At 46.1% G+C, this 26,641-nt stretch carries 24 protein-coding genes; 15 read left to right on the top strand and 9 right to left on the bottom strand.

Going from position 1 to position 26,641, the window contains the following annotated elements; all coding sequences use genetic code 11:
- Positions 1-142: 142 nt before the first annotated feature.
- Entirely contained in the window at positions 143-2,125 is a 1,983-nt protein-coding gene (locus MHB46_RS05645) for an LTA synthase family protein (protein ID WP_341161809.1), read from the bottom strand.
- Between the two features lie 186 nt (positions 2,126-2,311).
- Positions 2,312-3,472: a THUMP domain-containing class I SAM-dependent RNA methyltransferase gene (locus MHB46_RS05640; protein ID WP_341161808.1), complete on the bottom strand. Its 1,161-nt coding sequence runs from the start codon at positions 3,470-3,472 to the stop codon at positions 2,312-2,314.
- 157 nt (positions 3,473-3,629) lie between these two features.
- Here MHB46_RS05640 and MHB46_RS05635 point away from each other — a divergent pair, with 157 nt between their 5' ends.
- Positions 3,630-4,274: an O-methyltransferase gene (locus MHB46_RS05635; protein WP_023987995.1), complete on the top strand. Its 645-nt coding sequence runs from the start codon at positions 3,630-3,632 to the stop codon at positions 4,272-4,274.
- A gap of 109 nt (positions 4,275-4,383) precedes the next feature.
- On the opposite strand, the gene MHB46_RS05630 is transcribed toward MHB46_RS05635, so the two are convergent.
- The gene (locus MHB46_RS05630) at positions 4,384-5,604 is read right to left on the bottom strand and encodes an MFS transporter (protein ID WP_025722314.1); all 1,221 of its coding nucleotides are present in this window, start codon (positions 5,602-5,604) and stop codon (positions 4,384-4,386) included.
- A 232-nt stretch (positions 5,605-5,836) separates the two neighbouring features.
- Between MHB46_RS05630 and hemE the strand changes: the two genes are divergently transcribed.
- The 10 genes from hemE to MHB46_RS05580 all read left to right on the top strand — a co-directional run bounded on the left by hemE (position 5,837) and on the right by MHB46_RS05580 (position 17,331).
- Entirely contained in the window at positions 5,837-6,907 is a 1,071-nt protein-coding gene (gene hemE / locus MHB46_RS05625) for a uroporphyrinogen decarboxylase (protein WP_023987997.1), read from the top strand.
- A gap of 7 nt (positions 6,908-6,914) precedes the next feature.
- A complete protein-coding gene (hemH, locus tag MHB46_RS05620) occupies positions 6,915-7,856 on the top strand; it encodes a ferrochelatase (protein ID WP_341161807.1) in 942 nt (313 codons plus the stop codon).
- 7 nt (positions 7,857-7,863) lie between these two features.
- Positions 7,864-9,309, top strand: coding sequence for a protoporphyrinogen oxidase (hemY, locus tag MHB46_RS05615; protein WP_341161806.1), 1,446 nt, complete (start codon positions 7,864-7,866; stop codon positions 9,307-9,309).
- Positions 9,310-9,445: 136 nt separating this feature from the next.
- Positions 9,446-10,924, top strand: a complete 1,479-nt coding sequence (locus tag MHB46_RS05610) for a CapA family protein (protein WP_341161805.1) — start codon at positions 9,446-9,448, stop codon at positions 10,922-10,924.
- A gap of 81 nt (positions 10,925-11,005) precedes the next feature.
- Positions 11,006-11,776, top strand: coding sequence for a glycerophosphodiester phosphodiesterase (locus MHB46_RS05605; RefSeq protein ID WP_341161804.1), 771 nt, complete (start codon positions 11,006-11,008; stop codon positions 11,774-11,776).
- A 39-nt stretch (positions 11,777-11,815) separates the two neighbouring features.
- Positions 11,816-12,439 (top strand): fumarylacetoacetate hydrolase family protein, encoded by a 624-nt coding sequence (locus MHB46_RS05600; protein WP_341163687.1) that lies wholly within the window; start codon positions 11,816-11,818, stop codon positions 12,437-12,439.
- Positions 12,440-12,647: 208 nt separating this feature from the next.
- On the top strand, positions 12,648-13,454 hold the full coding sequence (locus MHB46_RS05595; RefSeq protein WP_341161803.1) for a DUF92 domain-containing protein: 807 nt from the start codon (positions 12,648-12,650) through the stop codon (positions 13,452-13,454).
- Between the two features lie 82 nt (positions 13,455-13,536).
- The gene (locus tag MHB46_RS05590) at positions 13,537-14,115 is read left to right on the top strand and encodes a TetR/AcrR family transcriptional regulator (protein WP_250261805.1); all 579 of its coding nucleotides are present in this window, start codon (positions 13,537-13,539) and stop codon (positions 14,113-14,115) included.
- Between the two features lie 123 nt (positions 14,116-14,238).
- The gene (locus MHB46_RS05585; RefSeq protein ID WP_341161802.1) at positions 14,239-16,188 is read left to right on the top strand and encodes an ABC-F family ATP-binding cassette domain-containing protein; all 1,950 of its coding nucleotides are present in this window, start codon (positions 14,239-14,241) and stop codon (positions 16,186-16,188) included.
- A 153-nt stretch (positions 16,189-16,341) separates the two neighbouring features.
- The gene (locus MHB46_RS05580; RefSeq protein WP_341161801.1) at positions 16,342-17,331 is read left to right on the top strand and encodes an aldo/keto reductase family protein; all 990 of its coding nucleotides are present in this window, start codon (positions 16,342-16,344) and stop codon (positions 17,329-17,331) included.
- Positions 17,332-17,350: 19 nt separating this feature from the next.
- On the opposite strand, the gene MHB46_RS05575 is transcribed toward MHB46_RS05580, so the two are convergent.
- From MHB46_RS05575 to MHB46_RS05550, 6 genes are all read right to left on the bottom strand, one after another.
- On the bottom strand, positions 17,351-18,250 hold the full coding sequence (locus MHB46_RS05575; protein WP_341161800.1) for a LysR substrate-binding domain-containing protein: 900 nt from the start codon (positions 18,248-18,250) through the stop codon (positions 17,351-17,353).
- Positions 18,251-18,323: 73 nt separating this feature from the next.
- A complete protein-coding gene (locus MHB46_RS05570) occupies positions 18,324-19,361 on the bottom strand; it encodes a M42 family metallopeptidase (protein ID WP_341161799.1) in 1,038 nt (345 codons plus the stop codon).
- A 13-nt stretch (positions 19,362-19,374) separates the two neighbouring features.
- Positions 19,375-19,797 (bottom strand): LapA family protein, encoded by a 423-nt coding sequence (locus MHB46_RS05565; RefSeq protein ID WP_341161798.1) that lies wholly within the window; start codon positions 19,795-19,797, stop codon positions 19,375-19,377.
- Between the two features lie 56 nt (positions 19,798-19,853).
- A complete protein-coding gene (pepF, locus tag MHB46_RS05560) occupies positions 19,854-21,650 on the bottom strand; it encodes an oligoendopeptidase F (protein ID WP_341161797.1) in 1,797 nt (598 codons plus the stop codon).
- A gap of 199 nt (positions 21,651-21,849) precedes the next feature.
- On the bottom strand, positions 21,850-22,038 hold the full coding sequence (locus tag MHB46_RS05555; RefSeq protein WP_025715827.1) for a hypothetical protein: 189 nt from the start codon (positions 22,036-22,038) through the stop codon (positions 21,850-21,852).
- A 7-nt stretch (positions 22,039-22,045) separates the two neighbouring features.
- Positions 22,046-22,279 (bottom strand): hypothetical protein, encoded by a 234-nt coding sequence (locus tag MHB46_RS05550; protein WP_013309704.1) that lies wholly within the window; start codon positions 22,277-22,279, stop codon positions 22,046-22,048.
- Positions 22,280-22,452: 173 nt separating this feature from the next.
- Here MHB46_RS05550 and MHB46_RS05545 point away from each other — a divergent pair, with 173 nt between their 5' ends.
- The 4 genes from MHB46_RS05545 (at position 22,453) to pfkA (ending at position 26,586) form a co-directional block, all read left to right on the top strand.
- Positions 22,453-22,650, top strand: coding sequence for a cold shock domain-containing protein (locus tag MHB46_RS05545; RefSeq protein WP_341161796.1), 198 nt, complete (start codon positions 22,453-22,455; stop codon positions 22,648-22,650).
- A gap of 208 nt (positions 22,651-22,858) precedes the next feature.
- Positions 22,859-24,274: an MATE family efflux transporter gene (locus MHB46_RS05540; RefSeq protein ID WP_341161795.1), complete on the top strand. Its 1,416-nt coding sequence runs from the start codon at positions 22,859-22,861 to the stop codon at positions 24,272-24,274.
- Positions 24,275-24,511: 237 nt separating this feature from the next.
- On the top strand, positions 24,512-25,591 hold the full coding sequence (locus tag MHB46_RS05535) for a tetraprenyl-beta-curcumene synthase family protein (RefSeq protein WP_061828604.1): 1,080 nt from the start codon (positions 24,512-24,514) through the stop codon (positions 25,589-25,591).
- Between the two features lie 23 nt (positions 25,592-25,614).
- Complete coding sequence (gene pfkA / locus MHB46_RS05530; RefSeq protein ID WP_061828603.1) at positions 25,615-26,586, top strand: 6-phosphofructokinase; 972 nt, start codon at positions 25,615-25,617, stop codon at positions 26,584-26,586.
- Positions 26,587-26,641: the final 55 nt, after the last annotated feature.

The following is a 26,641-nucleotide window of genomic DNA, read 5'->3' as shown; positions in this document are numbered from 1 at the left end:
CACAGCACCTACAAGCTGATGGATCGTGCTTTTTTTATTATATACAGGGCAGTTATGCGATCGACATCCTTATAGGAGTCCGGGAAGATGCTATGTTAGCAACCTCCTACAGAAAGTCAATTAGATACAGATACAGAAGGAGTTACTTCTTTGTTTGTGGTTCCCATTCGCGAATAAGATCGTATGTGATAACCTGATCGGATATGTTCAACCGATTGAGAGCTTCGGTATAGCCCGGCCCGCAGGCATTCACATCTGTAGGCTGGCCTGTATTCAGGTTGTAACAGGTCCCTTTGGAGAATGTGCCGTCCTCAGATGGAATGTAGTATACTCGGCCATCTGTGAAAGCACCACTACGCAGCACGACCATACGAGGCTTCCCGCTAAACAGATCGTTTCCCATAAAATGATATGGTTTTGTAGAAATCCCAAGCAGGTGCATTACGGAAGGCGTCAAATCCAACTGGCCTGCCGGTTCTGTATACGTTCCCGCATGACTTCCGTCAGGAAGATGCACAAGTAATGGCACCTGATTCATGATTTTCTGCATGTCTAGATCTGTGAGTGGCTTGCCTAAAAACTTTTCATACAGTGCTTTGTCTTTAATTGAATTGTCATGATCCCCATAAAACATCAGGATCGTATTATCCCACAATCCGTCTTTCTTCATCTGATCTACCAATTCACCCAGTGCTTCATCTACATAATGGACAGATTTCAGATAGTCTCCGAACATGGTACCTTCAAACTCGCCAACATCTAAATCTACCGCGTCAGGTGACAGGTTGTACGGATGATGGCTCGAGATACCGACCATATAGGCGTAGAACGGCTGCTTAACTTCGGTGGTGAGATCATTGAGCGTTTGACGGAAAAAGGATTTATCTCCCAGGGACCAGCCCAGGGGCTCATCTATTTTAAAATCTTTTTTACTATAGAACTTGTCATAGTTCATCGCCTTATACATGGTGTAACGGTTCCAGAAGCTGCTGTCGTACACGTGAAACGCATTGGGACTATACCCAGTATCCTTCAAAATAGAAGGCAACGTATCGAATTTATGGTCCGCATAACGGATAAATACGGAGCCTGTAGGGAGCGGATGCAGCGAAGCATGTGTAGAGAAGTCCGCGTCCGAAGTACGGCCCTGGGCAGTCTGGTGAAAATAATTGTTGAAATACATGCTTTCCTTCGTCAGTTTGTCAAAGTTAGGCGTAATCGCTTGACCATTGATCTGTTTGCCGATAAAAAAGTTCATGAACGCTTCAGCTTGAATGACCATCACGTTTTTGCCCTTATACTTGCCAGATAGATCATTTTTAACCTGAAGCAACTTTTGGTGCTGATTAAACCATTCCTTATCCTTATCGGATTCTGCTTGAGCCAATGTAGGCTGGGGACCAAGGTGATCCTGACCATAGCGGTAGATGTCGTATCCATGAAATCCGATCAATCCGGTTACGTTGTACAAGGCCATCGACCACCAGTTACCGACAAATATGCCAGTTGCCCACGTGGAGGTATAATATTTGATCGGCCCAAATGTCAATACATAGCCAATCAGGAAGGCCAATGCCCCTTTGGAGAAGCGAAGCAGAAACCTCTTAGTGAACGAGCTTCGGGATGCTTCTAAGTAAGTATCATTCGTTGTAAACCGACGCCGTAAGGAAGCCACAAATATGACATACGGAATGAATAGAATCCAGTCTGCAAAAAAGAAAACGTCCCTCCAGTACATAAGGGATGCGATACTTCCGCCCAGAGAATCAACTTGTCCAGCTTGAAGTAAGACAGGAATCGTAATGAAATCCTGAAAATACCGATAATAAACCATGTCGGAATAAATGAGCGCGGTGAGCAAAATGTCGAGCACCACAAGAGCAATCAAACGTCCGCGACGTGACAGCCACAAGGTCCAAAAGCTCACAAGTAAGAGCGAACCAATAGCGATGACATAATCCAGCGGATTCATGTCAATATTTTGGGCATGCAGGTTATAGTGAATCAGTACGAGCTTGCCAATCATAAGTACAAAAAACAGACCTAATCCGAAATATCGAGACAGCAGCATTCTGCTGAACATGTTACCAGTGCGACTTGCACTGGCCGTGCGAATAACCAACACTTTACCCCCTCCGGCAGAAATGTTCGGCTAGTATAAACTACATATTAACGTAATGTTAAACCGAAATGCCTTTAATTATTATAGCGCTCATCCCGCACATTTCAATGATTAAGTAAAGAAAGTACAGCACAAATCAGGCCAGAAGAACGAACAGAAGGTTCGTTTCCTGGCCTGAGCTCCATCTATTTAGGACTGCAACGGCGAAGTATCTTTGCGGCGCGGAGGTAGAGGGCCCAGATACTGATAGTATTGGCATTCGATCCGGCCGTTAAACAGCTTACGGCGCTTATCTGCTTTACGGCCCCAATAATGTTCAAATTGCTTGGTGGAACTGATGGCAAAGAAGGACCAAGTCTTCATCTCGGCTGCTGTGCGTGCAAGTGAACGGATCAGCTTTTCCACCTCGGATTGCTCGCTCAGTCTCTCGCCATAAGGTGGGTTTGTAATCATCACACCATATTGTCCTTCAAGTCTGACTTTAGTTACAGGCATCACCTTAAGCGAGATGTCTTTAGCAAAGCCTGCTGCTTTTACAGCTGCCTCAGCCACTTGTATGGCATTCGGGTCGATATCGCTACCTGCAATCTCAAAAGGAATGTCATCGCGGGTCAAATCCATCGCCTCGTCGCGAGCCTGATCCCATAATTCTCTGCCAATGACAGGCCAGTCTTCCGAGTTAAAGGTACGTCTCAGGCCTGGCGCAATGTTCCAGGCTTGCATGGCAGCTTCGACCAATAAAGTACCGGAACCGCAGCACGGATCATAGAACGGTCGATCGGGGCTCCAGCGACTAAGCTGAATAAGAGCAGAAGCCATTGTCTCTTTGAGAGGCGCCTCTGTAACGAGCTTGCGGTAGCCGCGTTTATGCAATCCTGGACCGGTCGTATCAAGCGTTAACAATGCACGATCATTCAATAGAATGACCTCAATGACGTAACGAGGGCCATCTTCAGCAAACCAATCTGTGTGGTAGGTTTCCTTGAGCTTCTCTACAATCGCCTTCTTGACGATTCCCTGACTGGCTGGTACGCTACTAAGCTGTGATTTGTGCGAACGTCCCTCTACGGGAAATTCACCATCTACAGGAATCCAATCCTGCCAAGGCAATGCTTTGGTACCCTCGAACAGCTCGTCGAAGGTAGTTGCAGCAAATTCACCCATTTTTATAAGCACGCGGTCTGATGTGCGAAGCCACAGGTTACACCGGCATATATCCATATAATCTCCGGTAAAAACGACGCGGCCATTTTCAACGGTCAGATCTTCGTACCCGAGTTCTCTGAGTTCCCGGGCCACGACGGCTTCAAGTCCCATTGGCGCAGTTGCAATTAGTTGCAGTTGAGTCATTAAACGTATTCACTCCGTCCCCATAATCATGTAAGCTTGGTTCAATCCCTATAGTATAGGTCATTGTACTCGAAGAGACAAATCATTAAGGTAAAAAATTTACGAAGGACACCACGTCCAACCTGCGTTATGATTAAGCAAGAAGGAGAGATGAACCGTGGAAATTACACCAAATATGACGCCTGAACAATATGTAGACCAGCTGGTACAAGAAGATGAAGCACTGCGCAGTATTAGGGAGGCTATCGTTAAAGAAGGTATGCCGGAAGTATCCGTTGCTCATCCTTACGGAAAACTGTTGACCTTTCTTATTGAAGTATCTGGCGCACAGCATGTACTGGAAATCGGCGCATTAGGCGGCTACAGTGGATTATGTCTGGCCCGTGGGCTGGGAGAAAAGGGCCGCATTGTGTCACTGGAGCTGAAAGAAGCATACGCAGCGCTGGCACATCGACATATGGAAAACAACGGCTACGGTGACCGTGTCGAATACCGTATCGGACCCGCAGCGGACAGCTTGAAGGAACTTCAGGAAGAGGGAAGAACTTTCGATTTTTTCTTCATAGATGCAGATAAGGAAAATTACCCGGTGTATCTGGAATATGCGATTGCTCTGGCGAATCCGGGTGCCATTATTGCGGGAGACAACTGTTTCCTTCGCGGACGGACGCTGAATACGGATAAGAACGGCCCTGCCGTCCAAGCCGTGAGACGGTTTAACGAAACGATAGCAACAGATCCGCGGCTGGTCAGCACGCTTTTGCCAGCTTACGATGGATTGGCGCTAGCTCGAGTTAAATAGCATGCATTCCATATGTATAGCTATGTAAAAAAGAACCTCCTTGTCCACAGCAGCGTGAATAAGGAGGTTCTTGTCTGTTAAGGCGGGCTTGTCTTACCCGAAGGTTATCTTACCTGAAATCAGGCGTAGCCTTACGATCAAAGAGCTTCATGCGTACCCAGAATATGTTGACGATTAACAGGACACCTGACATGATAAACAATCCTTCGATGCCGATAAACCCGGATAGTACCCCGCCAATGACAGCACCCAGCATATTCCCCAGCGCCAGCGAACTGGTATTGAAGCCGAAAGAACGGCTTTCCATTCCTTCCGGTGTATACGTGCGAATCAGCGCATTTACGCTTGGTAGCAGACCTCCCATAAATACACCCATGAAAAAACGGATAATGACAAGTTGCCATACTTCATTGACAAAAGCCTGCGGAATAAGCATAACCGCCGTTCCAAGCAGTGCAATGGTCAAGATCTTGTGTGCTCCTATCTTGTCACTCAGTCTTCCAAGGAGCGGTGCAGCAACCATATTGGATACACCTGTAATAGCCGTAACAAACCCGGCAATCAGCGCAATTCCTTCTGCCGATCCATACAGCTTTTGCACATACAACGGCAGAAGAGACACCGTACTGATCATGGCAAACTGGAGCAAAAACGTTACGGTGAACAAAGCCGGAAGCTGGGGCGTATGGCTTAACTCCTTTAATCCGGCAAGAACCGAAATTTGTGGTATGCGTGCAGCTTCCGTTTTGCTGAAATTTTCTTTAACCAGAAACATTGCGATAAGCGAGGCTATAAAAATTAGAGTGCCTGTAATATAAAAGATCGGTCTGAATCCGACCCAGTCAGCCAAAAATCCGCCTAGCAGAGGGCCGAGAATCGTGCCAGCCATCTGACCGGATTGCATAATTCCCATAGCGAATCCGGTTCGCTCTTTGGGAGTGGTACCCGACACTAAGGAAATCGATGCCGGATTGAAACCCGAAATCGTACCGTTCAGCAGGCGAAGCGCCAGCAGTTGCCACGGGTGAGTGACCAAACCCATACATCCGATGACCAAAGCCATACCAAAGCCTGAGCGAAGCAGCATGACTTTACGTCCATATCGGTCAGCCAGCTTGCCCCACAAAGGCTGGAACATAAATGAGGTCAAAAAGTTAGCGGCAAAAATAACTCCGGCCCATAGACCAATATCGTGCTCTCCCTTCACATGAAGGTCCTGAGCCAGATACAGGGCGAGGAACGGAGTAATCATCGTAATACCCGCATTGACCAGAAACTGACCGAACCAAAGCACAATGAGATTGATTTTCCATGTCTCCCACGTTTTCAATGTGCTTTCACTTCCTTTCTGCCCATTCTCATCCTGTTGTAAATCCTACTTATCTAAGCATAACTTCTCCGGAGCTTTAAAAAGCCATTTCTCTAGTATAGCACACTTCATTGAAACTTTATCCAAATGTCATGGGTTTGTCATGGTTTGTTCGAGAGCTGCGGTTGTTACGACTCTTGAAAAAGGGCATAATAAAATATAGTATTTATGATTCGAACTGGAGGCTGAAGTCATGACCTACAATGATACTTTTATCCGCGCTTGCCGCAAGCAAGCTGTGGATCATATTCCCGTATGGTACATGCGGCAGGCCGGAAGGTATGACCCTGAGTATCGCAAAATTAAAGAAAAATACACGTTGCTTGAAATATGCCGCCAGCCCGAGCTGGCCGCAGAAGTGACTTTGATGCCCGTGCGCAAGCTTGGGGTAGACGCTGCAATTTTATATTCTGATATTATGAATCCGGTAGCCTCGCTAGGGGTTGATTTTGATATTGTCAAAAATATTGGTCCGGTTATTGATAATCCGATTCGGTCAGCTGCAGACGTAGACAAGTTGCGTCCGATTGATGTGGAACGCGATTTGGGTCATATTTTGGAAACGATTCGTATTTTGGACCGTGAACTGAACGTGCCATTGATTACGTTCGCTGGAGCGCCTTTTACCATTGCAAGCTATTTAATAGAAGGAAGACCCTCCAAAGGATATATTCGCACCAAAGCGATGATGTATGGAGAGCCTGAGTTGTGGCATCGCCTGATGGATAAGCTAGGGGACATGGTTATTACATACGTGCGAGCTCATATCGCTAATGGCGGTAAGGCTTTTCAATTGTTTGATAGCTGGGTAGGTGCGCTCTCGCCTTATGATTTTCAAACTTTTGTGCTGCCGACTATCACGCGTATTTTCCATGAATTATCTGATCTGGATGTACCTAAAATTTATTTCCCGGGCGTAAGCTCTGGTGAATTGCTTCCACACTTGAATGGGTTAAAAGCCGATGTGATTGGACTGGACTGGCGGGTAAGTATACCTGAAGGACGTCGTCGCTTGGGGAACGGTTTTGGTGTACAGGGAAATCTGGATCCTTATGTGCTTACTGCGCCAATCGATGTGATCAAGCAGTATGCGAAAACCATTGTAGATGAGGGCATCTTGGAGCCGGGTTACATTTTCAATCTCGGTCACGGTTTATTTCCTGAGGCCTCGCTAGATAAGCTAAGAGAGCTTACTAATTATGTACATGAGTATTCCCGCTCGGTTTTGTCAAAAAATGAATACATTAGAAATGTTAAGAGGTGATCTGCTAATGAAAACCAAAGTGGGTGTACTGGTCATGTCCTACGGGACGCCGGAGAGTCTGGATCAGGTGGAAGCCTATTATACACATATTCGTCGCGGTAATGCTCCCTCGCCGGAGCAGTTAAAGGAATTAAAGGATCGTTATGAAGCTATTGTAGGCGGTGTGTTTCCGCTGCGGCAGAATACGGATCGGCAGGTTCAAAACCTGCTGGAAACCTTAAATCGGGAAAATCGCAACCCGGACATTGAATTTGTCTGTTATCAGGGACTCAAACATGCCAAACCGTTTATTGAGGACGGTGTGGAAGCCATGGTGCAAGATGGCATCCGTGCAGCGGTAGGTGTCGTGCTGGCTCCGCATTATTCCGTTATGAGTGTAGGCACTTATATTAAGCGCGCACAGGCTAAGGCACAGGAACTGGATCTGGCCATATCATTTGTGGAGAGCTATTATCTTCATCCTAAGTTGATTAAGACGCTGACTGAGCGTGTGAACGCCAAACTGGCGCTTTTTGAAGAAGCTGGAGCCAAGCGGGATGAGGTTCGTGTTCTGTTTAGTGCGCACAGCTTGCCTGAACGGATTTTGGCTATCGGTGATCCCTATGTGAAGCAATTAATGGCTACTTCGCAGGCTGTTGCGGACAAGGCGGGAATTACCAACTGGCAGTTTACGTGGCAAAGTGCCGGTCGTACAGCAGAACCATGGCTGGGGCCAGACATTTTGGATACCATGCACAGTCTTAAGGAAGAGCAAGTGGAGTATGTGCTGGCTGCGCCAGTTGGCTTTGTTTCTGATCACTTAGAGGTGTTATACGATCTGGATATTGAAGCACAGGCGTTGGCGAAGGAATTGGATATGCGTTTTCAGCGTATTGATTCACTCAACAGTGATCCACTGTATATGGAGACGCTTAGTGATGTCATCATAGACCAATGGAAAAAGGGATGAGGGCATAATGGAGCAAAAGTTACGTAATATTGTAATTGTAGGCGGAGGCTTGACCGGGCTTAGCACTGCTTTTTATACACGAAAAATGTACAAAGAAGCTGGCTACACGCCTCGAATTACGCTGGTGGAGAAAGCTTCCGTGTTGGGCGGGAAAATTGAAACCTTGCATAAAGATGGTTTTGTAATTGAAAAGGGGCCAGATTCCTTTCTGGCCCGTAAAACGGCCATGATAGACCTGGCAAAAGAGCTGGAGCTGGATCATGAGCTAGTGAGCACAAATCCTGAGGCTAAAAAGACATACATTTTGCATGAAGGACAGCTTCATCCGATGCCTCCTGGGCTGGTGCTGGGGATTCCAACAGAGCTGAAACCCTTTTTGCGTAGCGGCTTGATCTCTTTAGGCGGGAAAATGCGGGCTATGATGGATTTTGTCATTCCACCTCGCCGTGTACCGGGAGATGAGGCGTTGGGTGATTTTATTGAGCGCCGACTGGGCAAAGAAGTACTAGAGAATGTAACCGAGCCACTGTTGGCGGGGATTTATGCTGCCAACATGAAGACGCTAAGTTTGCAGGCGACCTTCCCACAATTTGCTGAGGTAGAGCAGCAATACGGAAGTCTCATTCACGGGATGATGACAGGTCGAAAACCAGCTGAAACACATACGGGTACGAAAAAAAGCGTCTTTCTGACCTTCCGTCAAGGCTTGCAAAGTTTGGTGCATGCGTTGCTGAATGATTTGTATGACTGTGATTTACGCACCGGAATTGCTGTTACAGAATTCACAAAGACAACGGAAAGTGAAGACAGCCCATATCGAGTTATGCTGGACAATGGAGAGACGCTGGAGGCAGATGATATTTTTGTAACGACTCCCAACTTTGCTGCTGCGCCGCTATTGCGAGATCATGTCAATGTGGCTGCACTGGAAGCCGTTAATTACGTCTCCGTAGCAAACGTGGTCATGGCCTTCGATAAAACAGATATTGAGAATGTCTTTGACGGTTCTGGTTTTCTGGTACCTCGCAAAGAAGGACGCAGCGTGACCGCTTGTACATGGACGTCTGCCAAGTGGCTACATACTAGCCCGGATGATAAGGTGTTGTTGCGCTGTTATGTAGGGCGAGCAGGGGCTGAAGACACTGTAGAGTTACCGGATGATGAGCTGATTGCACTGGTACGTAAGGATTTGAAAGAGATGATGGGAGTTACAGCAACTCCGCTATTCACGGAAATTACACGTCTTCGCAATTCCATGCCGCAATATCCGGTAGGGCACCCGCAGGCTATAGCTGATTTGCGGGAAGAGTTACGCACTGCCATGCCGGGAGTGTATGTGTTGGGTGCTGGCTATGATGCGATTGGTTTGCCGGATTGCATCCGTCAGGCTAAGGAATGGGCCTCCCATGCCGTCCAAACGACACAGCAGGAAGCGGTCAAGGTACAGGTGTAAATGTTCAATGATGAACCCTTCGCGATCCAGGCGAGGGGTTCTATTTATATTGAAATTTGATATATAATGGAGAAGGTGTAAATTCGCCAGCTAATAAAGAAGTTATGCAAATGCAATAGCATAGAAGGAGTGAAGAATGTACCCTCCCAGATCACAGCGAAATGAAGGTCGCAAGAAAGCAAGAAAACCAAAAATAGGCAAGGCTTGGATCATTACGAATCTGGTCCTACTGCTTATGATCGTAGGTCTTTTCGGTTATTATTACATATTTGAACACGACAACAGTGGCTCTCTTGCGGAAAATGGCGGGTATTCGCAAACGGAGAAGAAAATCCAAACGGGATCTGCTAGTGAAGAGAGGTCTACTCCCTCGGTCAGTGAAAATGATACAGCCTTGTCAAATAAACAGCTGGACGAAGACCCCCATGCAGATAAGCAATTTGCTGACAATGAAACGAAGCAATCTGCTGCTTCAGACACAAGCCATCGTCCCGCGACAACGTCTGACACAAATGCTCCCGAAGGCAGCTCTTCAGGAGCAAAATTATCCTCGGGGAAAGACGGGCAGGCAGGGAACGATATGTCCAAGGATGTATACGACGGTAATCCATCCGCCGATAAGGGAGGAACGGAGGATGTGAAAAAATCAAAAAAAGACGATGCAGGTTCTCCGACAGTCACGCTTCACTTTGTAGGGGATGTGCAATTTTCTGGTAAAGTTGAGCAGCGATTGGAGCAGAATGGGTTTGATTTTCCGTATCAATATCTCGGAAACTTGTTTCATAAAGACGATCTGACGATGGCCAATCTGGAAACGCCCGTGACAACGAATGGTGTGGGTGCGTTAAATAAAACGTATGTGTATAAATCTTCGCCCAAGGCGTTAACTGGGTTGGCTGCGGCAGGGATAGACGCTGTCAATTTGGCCAACAATCACATTTTGGATCAGGGCACAGGCGGATTACTGGATACACTGAAATATCTGGATGAAAAAGGTATTGCCCATGCTGGAGCCGGACGTAATGCAAAAGAAGCGTATGCGCCGCATTATTTTGAACGTAAAGGGATCAAAATTGCGTTGTTGGGGACTACACGTGTCATGCCTGAAGCCAACTGGAATGCGGGCGCCAAACTGCCTGGTGTAGCAGGAGCCTATGATTCGACCGCTATCGTAAAGTCCATCCGTGAGGCACGAATGCAGGCTGATCTGGTTATTGTCATTGCCCATTGGGGGAAGGAGCGCGCTACTGCACTTGAGCCTCATCAAACCGAGTTATCGCACGCTTTTATTGATGCTGGAGCTGATCTTGTCATTGGCGGTCATCCACATGTGCTTCAAGGGATGGAACAATATAAAGGTAAATGGATTGCATACAGCACAGGCAATTTTATTTTTTCTAAATCAACGGTGCCAGCCACTTGGGATACAGCGATATTTCAGGCAACCTGTACCCGAAAAGGGGCTTGCGAAATGAAGCTGACCCCTTACCGGGCGGAGCTAGGTCAACCAATCCCATTGAAGGATACGGAGGCCAGCAAAATTTTGCAGAGAGTGGCGGCACTGTCACCGGGAAATGTCTCGATAGGGACGGATGGTACAGTAAGCGCTCAATAGAAGTTCGAAAAGAAATTTTTTATATGGGATTGACGGAACGATCGTATGAGGGACTCCTTTGTGGATGGAGGTCATAACAAGATGAATCATTTGTGCGTGGCTCACCGCGGTTTTTCGGGGATTGCTCCCGAGAACACGATGGCAGCCTTTCAGCTTGCGTTGGAGCAACCATTTGTACACTGGATTGAGCTGGATGTACAGCTGTCAAAGGATGGTGTTCCGGTAGTAATTCATGATTTTACGCTAGAGCGAACGACGAATGGTACAGGGAGAGTAAAGGATTCGGACTGGAAAGCATTGCAACAACTTGATGCTGGTAGCTGGAAAAGTGCAGAATACCGTGGAGAAATGATCCCATCCCTCGCACAGGTACTGGATTTATGTCATGGCCGCGTATCGCTCAATATTGAGCTTAAAACCGCTGGTGACATGTATCCAGGATTGGAAAAAGCCGTACTCCGTGAAATTGTGATGAGAGGGATGGAGGGAGAGGTGGTATTAACCTCTTTTGAGCGTGCCGCATTACGCCGGGCTAAGGAGCTGTCTCCTGAGATCCGTACCGGATTGATTATCGACGCGCGTCCAGATGATTTGGCAACGCAACTGGAGCAGCTACAATGCACTTTTTTATCCATAGGCTATCCGCGTTTGGATCGAAACCTGATGAAAGATCTCACTGGCCGCGGTATTACTGTCATGGCGTGGACGGTGGATGACCGCCGTATAATGCGGAAATTGTCCTCATTGCATCCTGAATTGATGATTTGCACTAATTGGCCGGATCGCTGGGAGCAGGTTTTTTTGCTTTCCAAGCACCGGATGTGGCACTATATACGTAAACTTATTCGTTAATCAATTGAACTACATACGCGGGAAGGGTGACGGATCGTGATGAACGTGGATATTCGTAATGTTTACTGTGTCGGACGCAATTATAAGCTGCATGCGGAGGAGCTGGGTAATGAGGTTCCCGCAGAACCGATGATTTTTTTGAAGCCGTCTCATGCAGTCGTACCGCTGGATGGCGCCACGCTGGAGCTTCCTCAGGGGCAAGGAGATATTCATTTTGAGACTGAGCTGGTTGTGGCTGTAGGACGTAAATACGAACCAGGCATGTCCGCAGATACATGTCTGAACGCATTTGCATTCGGCATTGATTTTACACTACGTGATGTACAAAGTGTGCTCAAGAAAAAAGGCCATCCATGGACCGCCGCCAAAGGCTTTAAATCGTCTGCACCCGTGACACCATTCCTGCCTTTAGAAAAATTGGACATGCTGGAGCATCAGGATTTTTCCTTGCTCAAAAATGGACAGGAAGTGCAGCGTGGACATGTTAAGGATATGATTTTTTCTATCCAGCATATCGTTGAATATATAGCGACTCATTATGGACTGGGCGAGGGCGATATTATTTTCACAGGTACTCCAGCAGGAGTAGGGCCTACAGCAAGTGGGGATCGCTTTGAGCTTTTCTGGGGAAGTGATCGTCAGGGAAGCTTCACCATCGCATAAATTTGTGAATGGCATCCATGAAGAGGATTAAAAAAGGGAAGTTCTTGGTGGATGGGAGTAAAGAGAGATTCCCGTAGATAAGCATTGTGAAGGCCGTGTCCTGTGCCAAAGCATGGGACACGGCTTTTATATAAGCGTAGAGCGTTGTACAATAATATACAGAACGAAAAAGAAAAACGGAGATTCATTTCAAAAGCGGAGGTATATCATGGACTGGATCATCGGATTGCTTTGTGCTGCTGTGGTGGCCGGAGCTGCATTTTATAAAAAATCCTTAACCTTATCTGGCTTTGCCGCGGCTGTACTGATGGGAACTGTATATTATGGGGCGGGTAACCTGTTCTGGTTCGGCACATTGCTCTTGTTCTTTATCACGTCGACCCTTCTGTCGAGGTTCAAAAAGGAGCGCAAGGCTGAACTGGAAAAATCGTATGCCAAAACTGGAAACCGGGATGCAGGCCAAGTATGGGCCAATGGGGGATTAGGTATGCTGTTATGCCTGGGTTATGCGATATGGCCCCATGTAATGTGGCAGCTGGCTTTTGTCGGTGTCATGGCTACGGTCACATCCGATACGTGGGCAACGGAATTTGGCAGCCTGAGTCGTAGGCCACCCCGTTCGGTGCTTAACGGGAAGGTGCTGGCACCCGGAACCTCAGGAGGAGTCTCTGTATTGGGAACGGCTGCGGCCTTGGCTGGGGGTGTACTGATCGGCATAGGTGCATGGGGCTTTGGACACGTCATGGGAACCCCGAGCTTGCCGTTATGGCTGTGGGCACTGGTTGGAGGTATATCCGGTAGCGCCGGGGCCTTTGCTGATTCCTATCTTGGTGCTACGGTGCAAATGATGCGTTCCTGCACGGTTTGCGGACGGGAAGTAGAAGTAGACTCACATTGTGGACAAACGACGGTCTATGTACGGGGCTGGCGTTGGATGAGTAATGATCGAGTGAATAGCATTAGTTCTATTTTCGGGGGATTGGTCGCTCTTGCAGGTATTTTTTTTATACTCTGAATACGGGGCTGGAGATCGTTACAAGGAATTAACTGTTATAAGAATTGACCGTGTATCAATCCTTGTATAAGGAGGTGCTAAGATGGGCGATATACACGGAGATAAATATGAAGCTATTTTGGACGCAGCTTACGCTGTCTTTGGCACCAAAGGCTTCTATGAAAGCAAAATTTCAGAGATTGCAGAACAAGCGGGAGTTGCCAAAGGCACAGTATACTTGTACTTTAAAAGCAAAGAGCAGCTATTTACAGCAGTCACACGTAGAGATTGTGAGCAATACCTAGCCGAAATGCAAGGTGCATTAATTAATCGTACTTTGGGAGAAGGACTGCTGCGGATGGCGAATTTGCATCTGCACTACTATTTCAAGCGCAAGCAGCATACTAAATTATTTTTTATGACCCCCAACAGTGACCCCGATCTAATGGAGTTTATGCGGGGATTTATTCAGGACTATACTGATTTGGTCAACAATAAACTGGCGTCAGAGGGTGTACAGCAGTCCGAGTTTCATGCGAAGGCATTCATTGGTATGTTGGAACGCCTAAAAATGGATATTTTATTGAATCAAGATTTCCGCGAATGTGACGTGGATCAGACGGCTGAATTAGTGGCGAACTTATTTATGCATGGCTGTAAAGCCGGAATACAAAAATCCTGACACATCTTGTTGCTAAAAAACCGTACTGACTTCGTTCAGGTAACGGTTTTTTTAATCATTGGCTATGTCTGTGTTAAAATAAACAGGATGCATCACAAAATTGGGGAAGAGTAGGGAATCCGTATGAATATTATGACCGTTGAACATATAACGAAAAGCTATGGCGAGAAAATGTTGTTTGAGGATGCTTCCTTTGGTATGGATGAACGTGACAAAATAGGAGTCGTCGGTGTAAATGGCACCGGTAAATCAACGTTTTTACGGGTAATTTCCGGATTAGAGCCGCCAGATGATGGCAATATTGCAGTGAACAACGATGTGCGAATTCAGTATCTAGCACAAAATCCGGAGTTTGATCCCGAAATGAAGGTACTCCAGCATATTTTTCATGGCAACCAGCCTGAGATGAAAGCGGTCCGTGAATATACGGAAACCATGGAGTTGTTGGAATTAAATCCAGGTAGCGAGGAGCTTCAAAACCGTCTATTGCGAGCAAGTCAGCAAATGGATACGTTCCAGGCATGGCAGCTGGAGAGTGAGGCCAAAAATATACTTACCCGACTGGGGATCACCCAGTTTGAGTCTCGTATGGGCGTTCTATCCGGCGGGCAGCGCAAGCGGGTGGCTTTGGCAGCGGCTTTGATCCAACCCTGCGAGTTGCTCATTCTGGACGAGCCTACAAACCATATTGATAATGAGTCGGTTGAATGGTTGGAGCAATATTTGCAAAAAAGACGTGGTGCGTTGTTAATGATCACGCATGATCGCTATTTTCTGGATAGAGTTGCAAATGTCATGCTGGAGCTGGATCATGGCCGCCTTTTCCGTTATGAGGCTAACTATACCCGTTTTCTGGAGCTGAAGGCAGAACGTGAGGAGCGGGAAGCGTCTACGGAACAAAAAAGGAAGAACTTGCTGCGTAATGAGCTGGCCTGGATTCGCCGTGGAGCAAAGGCTCGTTCCACCAAGCAGAAAGCGCGTATTGACCGATATGAGCAGCTTAGGGATCAGCAACCGGAAGCTCGTTCTGGATCTGTAGATATGTCCGTCGCCTCCACACGTCTGGGTAAAAAGATCTTGGAGATCGAGCATCTGTCCAAATCGGTAGATTCTCGTAAGCTGATACAGGATTTGAGCTACATTGCGGTTCCTGGTGATCGTGTTGGTATCCTAGGTCCTAACGGTAGTGGGAAATCCACTCTGCTCCAAATGATTGCCCAGCATATAGAACCGGATTCCGGCAACGTTGTGCTGGGACCGACGGTGAAGCTTGGCTATTTTACTCAGGAACATCAGGAAATGAACGAATCATTACGTGTCATTGAATATATTAAGGAAGAAGCCGAAGTGATTCGTACAGCAGACGGTTCGACGATTACAGCTGCACAAATGCTGGAACGTTTCCTGTTCGCACCAAGCGCGCAATGGACGGTTATTTCGAGGCTGTCTGGAGGCGAAAAACGGCGCTTGTATCTGCTTCGTGTTCTGATGTCGGCACCGAATGTGCTATTGCTGGATGAACCAACAAATGATCTGGATATTCAGACCCTTTCCGTTTTGGAAGATTATCTGGATGAATTCCCAGGCGTGGTTTTTATTGTTTCTCATGATCGCTATTTCCTGGATCGGACAGTGGACAAAATACTGGCGTTTGAAGGGGATGGACAGGTACGAGTACATGTAGGGGACTATAGCGAGTATGCAGAATGGATCAGTAAAAATGCTCAATCTTCTGTGAATACGTCTGTCTCGACGAGTACGGCTTCCTCGAATCGCTCTTCCGCGCCTAAGTCTGCGGGTCCTTCTGATTCAGTCAAGGAGACAAGTAAAACCAAGCTCAAATTCACCTTTAAGGAACAGCGGGAATATGAGCAAATTGATGAAATGATTGAACAAGCCGAACAGAAGTTGGCCGACATTCAGCGACAGATGGAAGAGTCTTTCAGTGATTCAGCACGACTACAGGAGCTCATGGCTGAGCAAGTGAAGGCCGAACAGCATCTGGAGCATCAAATGGAACGCTGGACCTACCTGAATGAGCTGGCCGAGCAGATTGAACAAAGTAAATCTTAAAAATACAGAAGCAAGTCACCATTCAGAGTGGAGGCTTGCTTTTTTTATCGAATTATTAATATGTTTTTCATATTAAAAGTGCGTGAATTATATATTTCTAATATTAAATTACGGTGGGTATAATGGATTGCATATGGGAGGGAGGAATTAAAAATGGAATATCGTAAACTTGGAAAAAGTGGATTAATGGTAAGTGAGATCGCATTGGGAAACTGGATCACCCACGGTGCTCAAGTGGATGATACTATAGCGCAAGCCTGTGTAAACGCTGCACTAGACTCAGGGATTACCACGTTTGATACTGCTGATGTGTATTCGGATACCATGGCGGAAACGGTTTTAGGTCATTCTTTAAAGGGAATACGCCGTGAAAGTATTGAATTATGTACTAAGGTTTTTCATCCCACAGGTACCGGACAGAATGATAAAGGGCTGTCTCGCAAACATATCATGGAGGCCTGCCATGCTTCTCTTCGACGCCTGCAAACGGATTATATTGATGTATATTATGCACACCGTTTTGATCCAACCGTATCGCTTGAAGAAACTTTTTTGGCCTTATCCGACTTGGTGCGGCAAGGGAAGGTTTTGTATGTAGGAGTAAGCGAGTGGACAGCAGAGCAGATAAAGCAAGGAGCCGCTCTGGCTAAGGAATTAAAGGTCCCTTTCGTGGCAAGTCAGCCCCAATATTCCATGCTGTGGCGTGTCATTGAAGCTGAAGTGATTTCCGCTTGTGAGCAGGAAGGGATTGGGCAGGTGGTTTGGTCACCTCTGGCACAAGGTATTCTTTCTGGTAAATATGCAGCAGACAAGCCGTTACCCGAGGGATCAAGAGCTTCTACGACAGCAGGGTCACCATTTTTCGAACGTTTGGCTGGACAATGGTTACGTAAAGAAGTCCTTTTGGCAGTAAAGAAAATTCAGCCGATTGCAGAAGAATGCGGACTGACGCTACCCCAGCTTGCAGTCGCATGGGTTTTACAAAACCCGCAAGTGTCCTCAGCTATTATCGGTGCTTCCAAGCCCGAGCAGGTTAAAGAGAACGTAAAAGCTGCGGGTGTCCGTCTAGATGGGCAGGTCATGAGACAATTGGATAGCATCTTAAATGGTATTGTTGAACGTGATCCGAGAAAAACAGGTTAAGATATACGATCAGGGAGATCTACATGTCTAACTCTTCGTTACAAGCTGTTTCTTCAACCACTTCCAGAAAATGAGTCAGAACAGTTTCATGTGCACCTGTTTTCCATGCAGCATAAAGTGGGATGGACGGAGACTCTTCTTGAAAGGAACGAAATACGACATCACTGCGTTGAAAGACAGAAACGGAAGAGGGGACAATGGAGATACCTATACCCGCCGCTACCAAGTTAACGATCGTATACATTTGAACGGCTTCCTGTACGATTTGAGGCTGAAATCCGTGTTGTCCGCAAAAGTCGAGTATGAGATTATGAAAAGAAGCTCCCATATGAGGCGGAGACAGGATAAAAGATTCGTCCGCTAAAGAACGTAAAGACAAGGTTGAATGGTGGGCTAACGGATGTGTTTGTGGAAGAACGGCCATGAGTGATTCGTTGGTGTAAAGACGAGAAGTGATATGTATAGATGGATCTGCACAGCGCAGAAAGCCCACATGAACTTTGCCATCGTGTATGGCTTTCAGTTGTTGGACAGATGTCATTTCAAATAACGTAAGCTTCACATCTGGAAAACGCTCACGGAATTTCTTCAAGGCATTAACCATCAGACTGCCAGAGGCTGAATCTACAAAAGCGATGGATAATTGTCCGAATTTCCCCTGACTTGCAAGCTGTGTGATCTTAATAGATCTTTCTAATTGAGCAACCACGTTTCTGGATTCTTCTAAAAATATCGCTCCTGCTGACGTAAGTCGAACTTGTCTCTTGGTTCGTTCTAAAAGCTTCACGCCAAGCTCTTCTTCAAGGCTTTGAATTTGTTGGCTCAAGGGAGGTTGGGTGATATTCAGTTTTTTCGCAGCACGGTTAAAATGCAGTTCTTCCGCTACTGCGATAAAGTAACGTAGTTTTTTTAGATCCATAGCTGTGATTTCCTTTCACTAAGCCTTCACCGACCTATTCTCCAGTGGAACAGGTCGGTTTTTATCGTTCGAATTAAACCATCACATAAGCTGCAAGCAGACGTGCAGTGTTCACCACGGCCTGCTTGTGCGTGCGCTCCATGGCATGGGAGGCGTGTACGCCAGGGCCGATCAACGCAGCACGGATGTTATTACCGGCTCTTAGTGCAGCCGAAGCGTCTGAACCGTAGTGCGGATAAATATCTACCGCATACGGAATATTCAGCTCTTTGGCAAGCTCAATCAGACGGGTCGTCATAATATAGTCGTAAGGCCCGGAGGAATCCTTGGCACAGATAGAAACATCCGTTTCCTTGCAGCTCAGATCTTCACCCATACAGCCCATGTCGACAGCTATCATCTCACTGATTCCTTCGGGTATGTAAGCCGCTCCGTGCCCCACTTCCTCATAGTTAGAAATGAGCAATTTAACGGTATGTCGAGGCTTCCAGTTTCCATGTACAGCAGATTCCAGTAAACCAAACAGTGCAGCTACACTAGCTTTATCATCCAGATGGCGTGACTTGATAAATCCACTGGGTGTTACGACTGGACGCGCATCGAACGAAATAAAATCGCCCACCGCAATACCGAGCTGAAGCACGTCTTCTTTTGACCCGACAAGCTCGTCAATCCGTACCTCCATATGGCTCTCTTTGCGCTCAAAGCTCCGTGCATCATCATAGACGTGCACGGATGGATGGCTGGACAGAATAGTGCCTGTATACGTTTGTCCGCTTCGGGTATGAATAAGGCAGTATTCGTTCTCAATGCTGTTCATCATGAAGCCGCCGACGGATGTCAGACGTAGGGTGCCTTGTGCTGTAATGGAACGCACCATTGCGCCCAATGTATCCACATGTGCGCTCAGCGCCATCGTATGGTCCTTTTCCTGACCTTTCAGAGTCAAGATGGCACCGCCTTTTGCATTCCATTCGATTTGTACCCCGAGGCTTTCCGCTTCTTTACGAATCAGCTCCATCACATGGTGTGTATACCCACTGGGACTAGGTGTGTTCAGTAGCTGATTTAAAAAGTTCATCATATAATCTTCATTTAATTGAATCGTCATTTGTTGCTCCTCCTCATTTGGACAACCGATCAGGGTTAGAGGACGGTTGCTCTATATCTTGGTCGAATGTAGACCCTGTGCTGGAAGAACCCGTCGCGTTATAGGTCACATCCGCGTTTGCTTCCACCGTGGATGTGTGCTCTTCTTGTAGTGTATGAAGCTGAGTAGTCAGACGTTTAATCTCTCTCTGAAGCCTATATTGGCGGAAAATACCGAAAGAACCGACAATAAGTCCACCTAGAAGAGTGCAACCAAGAATAAGCAAAATCAAAGGAATGCTAACCCTACTGAATAGAAGGTTCACTTGAACCGAATTCACATTAATAACAGCAAATACAGCTGTTAACAAAGCAATAACAAGAGCTGCGATCAAAGACCATTGTGTTTTCAAAATGCCACCTCCTCCCGTTACATTATAAAATCCCTTGCCCGCCATGGACAAGGGATTTATCCGTGCATCATTTCAATGCTGGATTTTAAGTGCGCACGGTTTTACTTTCCTTCAGTTAGCTTTTCCATTTCTGTAATGACTTCTTTGAATACGCTCATCGCTTCGCGGATCGGCTGCGGAGAGGACATGTCAACGCCAGCTTTTTTCAAAATATTGATTGAATAATCACTGCCACCGCTCTTCAAGAAGCCCAAGTAACGGTCAACGGCTGGCTGGCCTTCTTCCAGAATCTGTTTCGAGAAACTGGTTGCTGCCGAGAAGCCAGTAGCATACTTGTAGACGTAAAAACTGTTATAAAAATGAGGGATCCGTGCCCATTCCATTTCAATGTCTTTGTCTACCTTCATACCAGGCCCGTGATATTTCACATTCAGATCATAGTAAATCTCTGATAAAAGCTGCGGTGTAAGGGATTCTCCCTGTTCAGCGCGTTCATGTACAATTTTCTCAAATTCCGCAAACATGGTTTGACGGAATACCGTTGTGCGGAATTGATCTGCATAGTAGGTGAGAAGGTACATTTTCTCTTTCGGATCGGTTGATTTGTTCAGCAGGTAGTCCATTAGCAATGCTTCATTGGTTGTGGATGCCACTTCAGCCAGGAAAATGGTGTACTGTGCATCTCTATACTTCAATGCGTTGTCTGAATAGTACGAATGCAACGCATGCCCCATTTCATGAGCAAGTGTGAACATGCTGTTCAGGTTATCTTTATGGTTCAGCAGCACATATGGGTGGGTACCATAAGCTCCCCAACTGTATGCACCAGTACGTTTGTTTTCGTTTTCGTATACATCAATCCAGCGCTCATCATAGCCTTTTTGCAACGAAGCCAGATAGTCCGCGCCCAGTGGCTTAAGGCCTTCCTTTGTTTGCTTTTTGGCGTCTTCATACGTAATGTCCATCTTGTATTCGTCCACAAGTGGAGCGAACAAATCATACATATGGAGCTCATCCACACCTAACAACTTTTTACGCAGCTTGATGTAGCGATGGAGCAGGGGCAAGCTTTCATGAATGGTATCAATGAGATTCGTATACACTTCCTTCGGAATATTGTCACCGTACAGTGACATTTCCAGTACAGAAGGGTATTTGCGAACACGAGAATAAAAAATATTTTTGTTTACATTGGCACTTAGTGTAGAAGCAATTGTATTTTTATTTTTGGCATATGTGTCATATACCGCTTTAAAAGCACGTTCGCGAACTTCGCGGTGCGGACTTTCAAGGAATTGAATGTAGCTGCCATGAGTCAGCTCAACCTCTTTGCCGTTTTCATCCTTAATTTTTGGAAACTTCAGATCGGCATTGTTGAGCATGCCAAAAATCGTTTGCGGGGCTTGAGCCAGATTGCCAACCTGAGCGAGCAACGCTTCTTCTGTCTTGCCCAGAATATGTGCTTTTTCCCGCTTCATTTCTTGAAGTGTAAACCGATAATCTGCAAGCTTCGGATCTTCAATGAAGGCATCGAGCTGATGATCCGGCAATGCCAAAATTTCAGGCGTCACGAAAGAAAGAGACTCACTAACCTCAACGCCTAATTTTTTGGCTTTTTGCGAAAGACCCTGGTATGTAGGTTCAGCTGTATCCTCATCATGATGCAGATGTGCGTACACATATACACGCTCGGTTTTAAGCGACAATTCATCTTCCAATTTAAAGCAGCTGCCAATCGACTCTGCTGAATTGAGCTTACCTTGGAATTGTTCAGCCTTTTTGGCTAGTTGTTTGACTTCTTCGTATTCTTGATCCCATGCTTTGCGGTTGGGAAACAAATCTTCCAGTTTCCATGTATTTTCCACTGGCGCATCAGCGCGTTTTACAATTTCACTCATGGAGAGCCTCCTCTGATCGAACGTAATGTGGGGTAGAGCTGCGGCAGTAAGGGACGGATGCCAAAACGAAGAAACCGCCACGCTTACCGTAAGCAGCAGGGCAAGAGGTTTTACAGGATGCATGTAACGGCAGATCCTCCTTATACCATGGCTTGTTATGCCATAGTATGACCTCTTACGCCCGAAAGTATAATTTTCCTTACTGTGGGTTGGAACCTATATTTAATAAGCTGTATACAATGAGATAAAAGGCAAGGCAAACCATGATTACAGCAGTGAGGGCCATCCACTTTTTGAGAGGAGTCGGTATCGTATCACGCTTCATGATCAGCACTCCGCCCAGCGTGAAGGCCAGAATAATGAAGATGAGATAGCTGTTGGACACCATGAATAGGCTAGACCTGTTTGAAAGCGTTCATGATCCGCTGCCACTCTTCCTCATTATCTTGAAAGGACTGCTTGGGAAACCGATTTTGAGCCCAATGCATTAGCGCCGGACGGCTTAAAAACGTGTGGGCTTCCTCGCCCCAATCATCGGATATTTCCCGTAGAACGATGTAACGGCCCTGCACCTCGACAGTCATCATGTTCCAATTGTCTTTTTTGTATATTTCGTGTTTTTTCATCATATGCATGTCTCCGATTTTATAGATGTTTTGGTTCATGATACCGCAGTTTCCGCCGCAAAAGCAAATCATTCCAGCCCGAAAAACCCGGAAAAACATCAATTGCATTGTGAAAAAGCATGAAGTATAATATGGATATTCGCCATAGATGGCGGTATTTTTAGGAGGTTGTTCACTTGAAAGGTACAGTTAAATGGTTTAACGCAGAAAAAGGTTATGGCTTCATTCAAATGGATGGTGGCGAGGACGTATTCGTACATTTCTCCGCAATCCAAGGCGACGGCTTTAAAACTTTGGACGAAGGTCAAGCGGTTGAATTCGAAATTACTGAAGGTAACCGTGGACCCCAAGCAGCTAACGTAATCAAACTGTAAGTGTAACTGAATTGTAAGAATGGTTCCGTTTCTACGGATGTCTTATATATTACGGTTAAACTATGAATTGAGAGCGCAGTTCCTTTAATTTAAGGGACTGCGCTTTTTTGCGTAAATACGTTTATGATATGAGAAGATTGAGCAGGAATAGGGTATTATACGTAATAAAACTAGGCAGAAGACATTTCAAATTGAAGGAGTTGAGAAAATGAGTGCAGCAGAGGCTAGTCGTAAGCCTTCCCTGATTGAAGGTCCTATTGCCAAAACGCTGTTTATGTTCTCTTTGCCGATGCTGTTCGGAAACATTCTGCAATCCCTGAATGGAACGATCAATTCGATCTGGGTGGGGAAGTTTCTGGGAGAAGCCGCATTGACTGCCGCTTCCAACGGAAATATTATAATGTTTTTTCTTATCAGTTCGATTTTTGGCGTTACCATGGCTGCCACTATTATGATCGGACAAAATATCGGAGCAGGAGACGTAGCTGAAACCAAGCGTATAGTAGGTACAAGTGCAGTCTTTTTTCTGGTGCTCGCTTTTGCTATAGGTATTATCGGATTTTTGAGTGCGCCTTGGATTCTTCATGTACTCAATACACCTGCCGAATCAGTGGATATGGCGATCACGTATACGCGTATTATTTTCGCAGGCATGCCCTTTTTGTACGGCTATAACTACATAATGACTGTAATGAGAGGGGCTGGAGATTCCAAAACACCATTTTATTTTCTGATCGTTTCCGTCGTACTGGATGTACTACTCAACCCGCTGTTAATATTCGGATGGGGACCGATTCCCGCTATGGGCATTGGAGGTTCCGCTACTGCTACCCTGATCGCTCAAGGGATCAGCTTTGTTTTGATCCTCATTTACCTATATCGAGTAAAATATTTTTTGCGCATTACATCTTCAGAGCTTCATTTACTCAGATTTGATTGGAAGATTATTTGGACCCTAATCCGTAAGGGAGTGCCGATGGGGTTGCAAATGATTGCTGTCTCCACCAGCGCGATTGCTTTAATGAATCTGATTAACGGCTACGGGACAGTGGCAGCAGCAGCTTATACAGCAGCCAATAATTTGTCGAGCTATGTGCAGATGCCAGCAATGGCGTTAGGTGCAGCTGTATCTTCCTTTGCCGCTCAAAATATCGGAGCCGGACGTTGGGATCGAGTGCGCATGACAACCTGGATTGGGATTGTGTATAATTTTGTGTTGACAGGTGGAGCTGTGGTATTAATTTACGTGTTTAACCGTCAGGCCTTGCTCATGTTCCTTCCATCTACGGGGGGTGCATTGGAATTGGGAATGCGGATTAATATGATCACCTTGTGGTCTTTTGTTATATTCGGTGTTACCAATGTCATTACAGGTGTTGTTCGATCAACGGGTTCCGTCATGATACCGCTTTTAATTACCATTATTTCATTATGGGGTATTCGTATACCTTTGGCCTATGTATTTGTCAATGAGTATGGTCTAGATGCTGTATGGTGGAGCTTCCCTGTTGGTTTTGCTATTTCTGCCGTAGCAGTCATTTACTATTATGCTTTCGGGAAATGGAAGCAGGCAAGCATGGGAGAGGGAATCCAAGCCATGAAGCCCGCAGAGGACAAGGGATAGGTAGGCCATTTATACTATTTGCGATTAAAGTCTTATAAGGATAGATTTTGTGTAACTCCTATTTTTGACTAATAAAACATTACAGGTATAAAATTCTTTTTGTAAGAATAGCTCATTTTCTTGAATTTTAAAGAAAAAAGTGAGGTTGTTCATTTGTGCTAAAAGGACGATCATATTATAATGGATATGGTTTGGATAGGTATAATTACGTAGACAACAATGTGGAGGCACCGTCATTTGAGTTATGTTGAGCAAGGACGTTATCAAGTACCGAGAGGCCCCATAGGTCTAATGAGCCGAATGTACAAGCACATTCTCCCTGAAACGAAACTAGAATTGAGTAACTGGAAGAGCAAGGCCGAACAAATTCCGGACCCTGAGCTGCGAAGCCAGGCGCTTGCGAGCATAGCGGATAAGACATTTCACTGCGTGGGTGGAGCGGTTTATGCCGCTGCCAATATGTCTGCCCGGCAGACGCTAATTCCGCTGATCGTAGCGTATCAGACCATTAGTGATTATCTGGACAACCTGTGTGATCGCAGTACGTCCATGGACCCGGATGATTTCAGGCTACTGCATCAGGCTATGCTGGATGCGGTTAATCCGACGGCTAGGCCAGTGAATTATTATGAGTTGCGTCGTGAGCAGGAGGATGGCGGTTATTTGACCAGGCTGGTGACAACCTGTCAGTCTTGTGTAAGCAGGCTTCCGGGCTATGAGGCGGCCATGCCTTACGTTCAGGATTTGGCGCGATTATACACGGATTTGCAAGTATACAAGCATATTAAACCCGAGCTGCGGGAACAAGCGCTTTTGGATTGGTGGTCGCTTCATAAAGACCGTACACCAGAGTTGCGCTGGAATGAGTTTGCTGCGGCTACCGGTTCAACTCTGGGGGTCTTTATGCTGTTTCTTGCTGCCAGCGACCAGCATCTGACAGATGCAGGGGCTGCCTCAATACATGCATCGTATTTTCCACATGTGTGCAGTCTTCATATTTTGCTGGATTATCTAATCGATCAAGACGAAGACCGGAAGGGCGGAGATCTTAACTTTTGCAATTATTATGAAGATACCGACATGGTGCTAGACCGGATCGCCTACGTTGTGAATCGGGCGCGGGCTGATATTGCAGATGTCCCTGCCAGCTCCTTTCACCGGATGATTATCGAGGGATTGCTGGCTTTATATTTATCCGACCCTAAAGTTAGCGAGCAGCAGGACGTTCGCGCTGTTTCGAGACGTTTAATGAAAAATAGTCCGCTCATGCGTTTGTTTTTCTTATTAAACAGTCGATGGATAAGAAGGCTTATATGATTATTTTGAGGAGGTCATAAATCATGACAGCAGTTAAGAAAATTGCAGTATTAACAAGTGGTGGAGATTCACAAGGGATGAACGCGGCAGTTCGCGCCGTCGTACGTAGCGGATTGTATTTTGGACTGGAAGTATTCGGGATTCAACGTGGTTATCAAGGCCTTTTGAACGACGATATTTTTCCAATGGATCTGAGAAGCGTCGGAGATATCATCCAACGTGGGGGAACTGTACTTCAATCTGCAAGATGCCTGGAATTTACGACTGAAGAAGGGCAGAAAAAAGGCGCTCAAATTTTGCGTAACCGTGGAATTGACGGCGTAGTCGTGATTGGTGGCGACGGTTCCTACCAAGGAGCTAATAAACTGACCAAGCAAGGCATTAAAACGATGTGTCTTCCGGGTACGATTGACAATGACATTTCCTTCACGGACTACACTATTGGTTTTGATACGGCGGTTAGTATCGTAGTGGACGCAATCAACAAGCTGCGTGATACGATGTCATCCCATGAACGTTCTTCTATCGTGGAAGTTATGGGACGTCATTGTGGTGATATTGCTCTGCATGCGGGTCTGGCTTCTGGCGCAGAAACGATTTTGGTGCCTGAGGTAGAATTTGACCTGAACGAAGTATCCGACCGGATGAAACAAAACTTTAAGCATGGTAAACGCCACAGTATCATTATCGTTGCTGAGGGTGTAGGCAAAGGTGAAACAGTAGCACAAGTTATCCAAGAAAACTGTCCGGATTATGAGCCTCGTGTTACAGTGCTTGGACACATCCAACGTGGAGGCACACCAACAGCGTTTGACCGCAACCTGGCGAGCCGTTTGGGTGACTTTGCTGTTCGCCAATTGATCGAGGGCATATCTGACAAGGCTTGCGGAATGATCGACGGTAAGTTGGTAGCTACAGATATTGACAAGGTTGTAAATACCAAAAAAGATTTCAATATGGAGCTTTATGAGCTGGCCTTGCGTTTGTCCCAATAATAAGAGCCTTTATGTAAAATAGATCGGCTCTGATATTGGAAATGATCAAAATTAT

The sequence above is a fragment of the Paenibacillus sp. FSL H7-0703 genome (assembly GCF_038003485.1).
Lineage (GTDB): Bacteria > Bacillota > Bacilli > Paenibacillales > Paenibacillaceae > Paenibacillus > Paenibacillus polymyxa_B.
Note: the sequence above shows the minus strand (reverse complement) of the source record. Positions and strands in the feature narration are given on the sequence as shown.

What these genes read in the sequence shown, in the direction of transcription:
- MHB46_RS05640 (WP_341161808.1), bottom strand. Translation starts at nt 3,472, where the DNA reads ATGACTCAACTGCAACTAATTGCAACTGCGCCAATGGGACTTGAAGCC.
- hemE (WP_023987997.1), top strand. Translation starts at nt 5,837, where the DNA reads ATGACCTACAATGATACTTTTATCCGCGCTTGCCGCAAGCAAGCTGTG.
- hemH (WP_341161807.1), top strand. Translation starts at nt 6,915, where the DNA reads ATGAAAACCAAAGTGGGTGTACTGGTCATGTCCTACGGGACGCCGGAG.
- hemY (WP_341161806.1), top strand. Translation starts at nt 7,864, where the DNA reads ATGGAGCAAAAGTTACGTAATATTGTAATTGTAGGCGGAGGCTTGACC.
- MHB46_RS05610 (WP_341161805.1), top strand. Translation starts at nt 9,446, where the DNA reads ATGTACCCTCCCAGATCACAGCGAAATGAAGGTCGCAAGAAAGCAAGA.
- MHB46_RS05605 (WP_341161804.1), top strand. Translation starts at nt 11,006, where the DNA reads ATGAATCATTTGTGCGTGGCTCACCGCGGTTTTTCGGGGATTGCTCCC.
- MHB46_RS05600 (WP_341163687.1), top strand. Translation starts at nt 11,816, where the DNA reads ATGAACGTGGATATTCGTAATGTTTACTGTGTCGGACGCAATTATAAG.
- MHB46_RS05595 (WP_341161803.1), top strand. Translation starts at nt 12,648, where the DNA reads ATGGACTGGATCATCGGATTGCTTTGTGCTGCTGTGGTGGCCGGAGCT.
- MHB46_RS05590 (WP_250261805.1), top strand. Translation starts at nt 13,537, where the DNA reads ATGGGCGATATACACGGAGATAAATATGAAGCTATTTTGGACGCAGCT.
- MHB46_RS05585 (WP_341161802.1), top strand. Translation starts at nt 14,239, where the DNA reads ATGAATATTATGACCGTTGAACATATAACGAAAAGCTATGGCGAGAAA.
- MHB46_RS05580 (WP_341161801.1), top strand. Translation starts at nt 16,342, where the DNA reads ATGGAATATCGTAAACTTGGAAAAAGTGGATTAATGGTAAGTGAGATC.
- MHB46_RS05575 (WP_341161800.1), bottom strand. Translation starts at nt 18,250, where the DNA reads ATGGATCTAAAAAAACTACGTTACTTTATCGCAGTAGCGGAAGAACTG.
- MHB46_RS05570 (WP_341161799.1), bottom strand. Translation starts at nt 19,361, where the DNA reads ATGACGATTCAATTAAATGAAGATTATATGATGAACTTTTTAAATCAG.
- MHB46_RS05565 (WP_341161798.1), bottom strand. Translation starts at nt 19,797, where the DNA reads ATGGCGGGCAAGGGATTTTATAATGTAACGGGAGGAGGTGGCATTTTG.
- pepF (WP_341161797.1), bottom strand. Translation starts at nt 21,650, where the DNA reads ATGAGTGAAATTGTAAAACGCGCTGATGCGCCAGTGGAAAATACATGG.
- MHB46_RS05555 (WP_025715827.1), bottom strand. Translation starts at nt 22,038, where the DNA reads ATGGTGTCCAACAGCTATCTCATCTTCATTATTCTGGCCTTCACGCTG.
- MHB46_RS05550 (WP_013309704.1), bottom strand. Translation starts at nt 22,279, where the DNA reads ATGATGAAAAAACACGAAATATACAAAAAAGACAATTGGAACATGATG.
- MHB46_RS05540 (WP_341161795.1), top strand. Translation starts at nt 22,859, where the DNA reads ATGAGTGCAGCAGAGGCTAGTCGTAAGCCTTCCCTGATTGAAGGTCCT.
- pfkA (WP_061828603.1), top strand. Translation starts at nt 25,615, where the DNA reads ATGACAGCAGTTAAGAAAATTGCAGTATTAACAAGTGGTGGAGATTCA.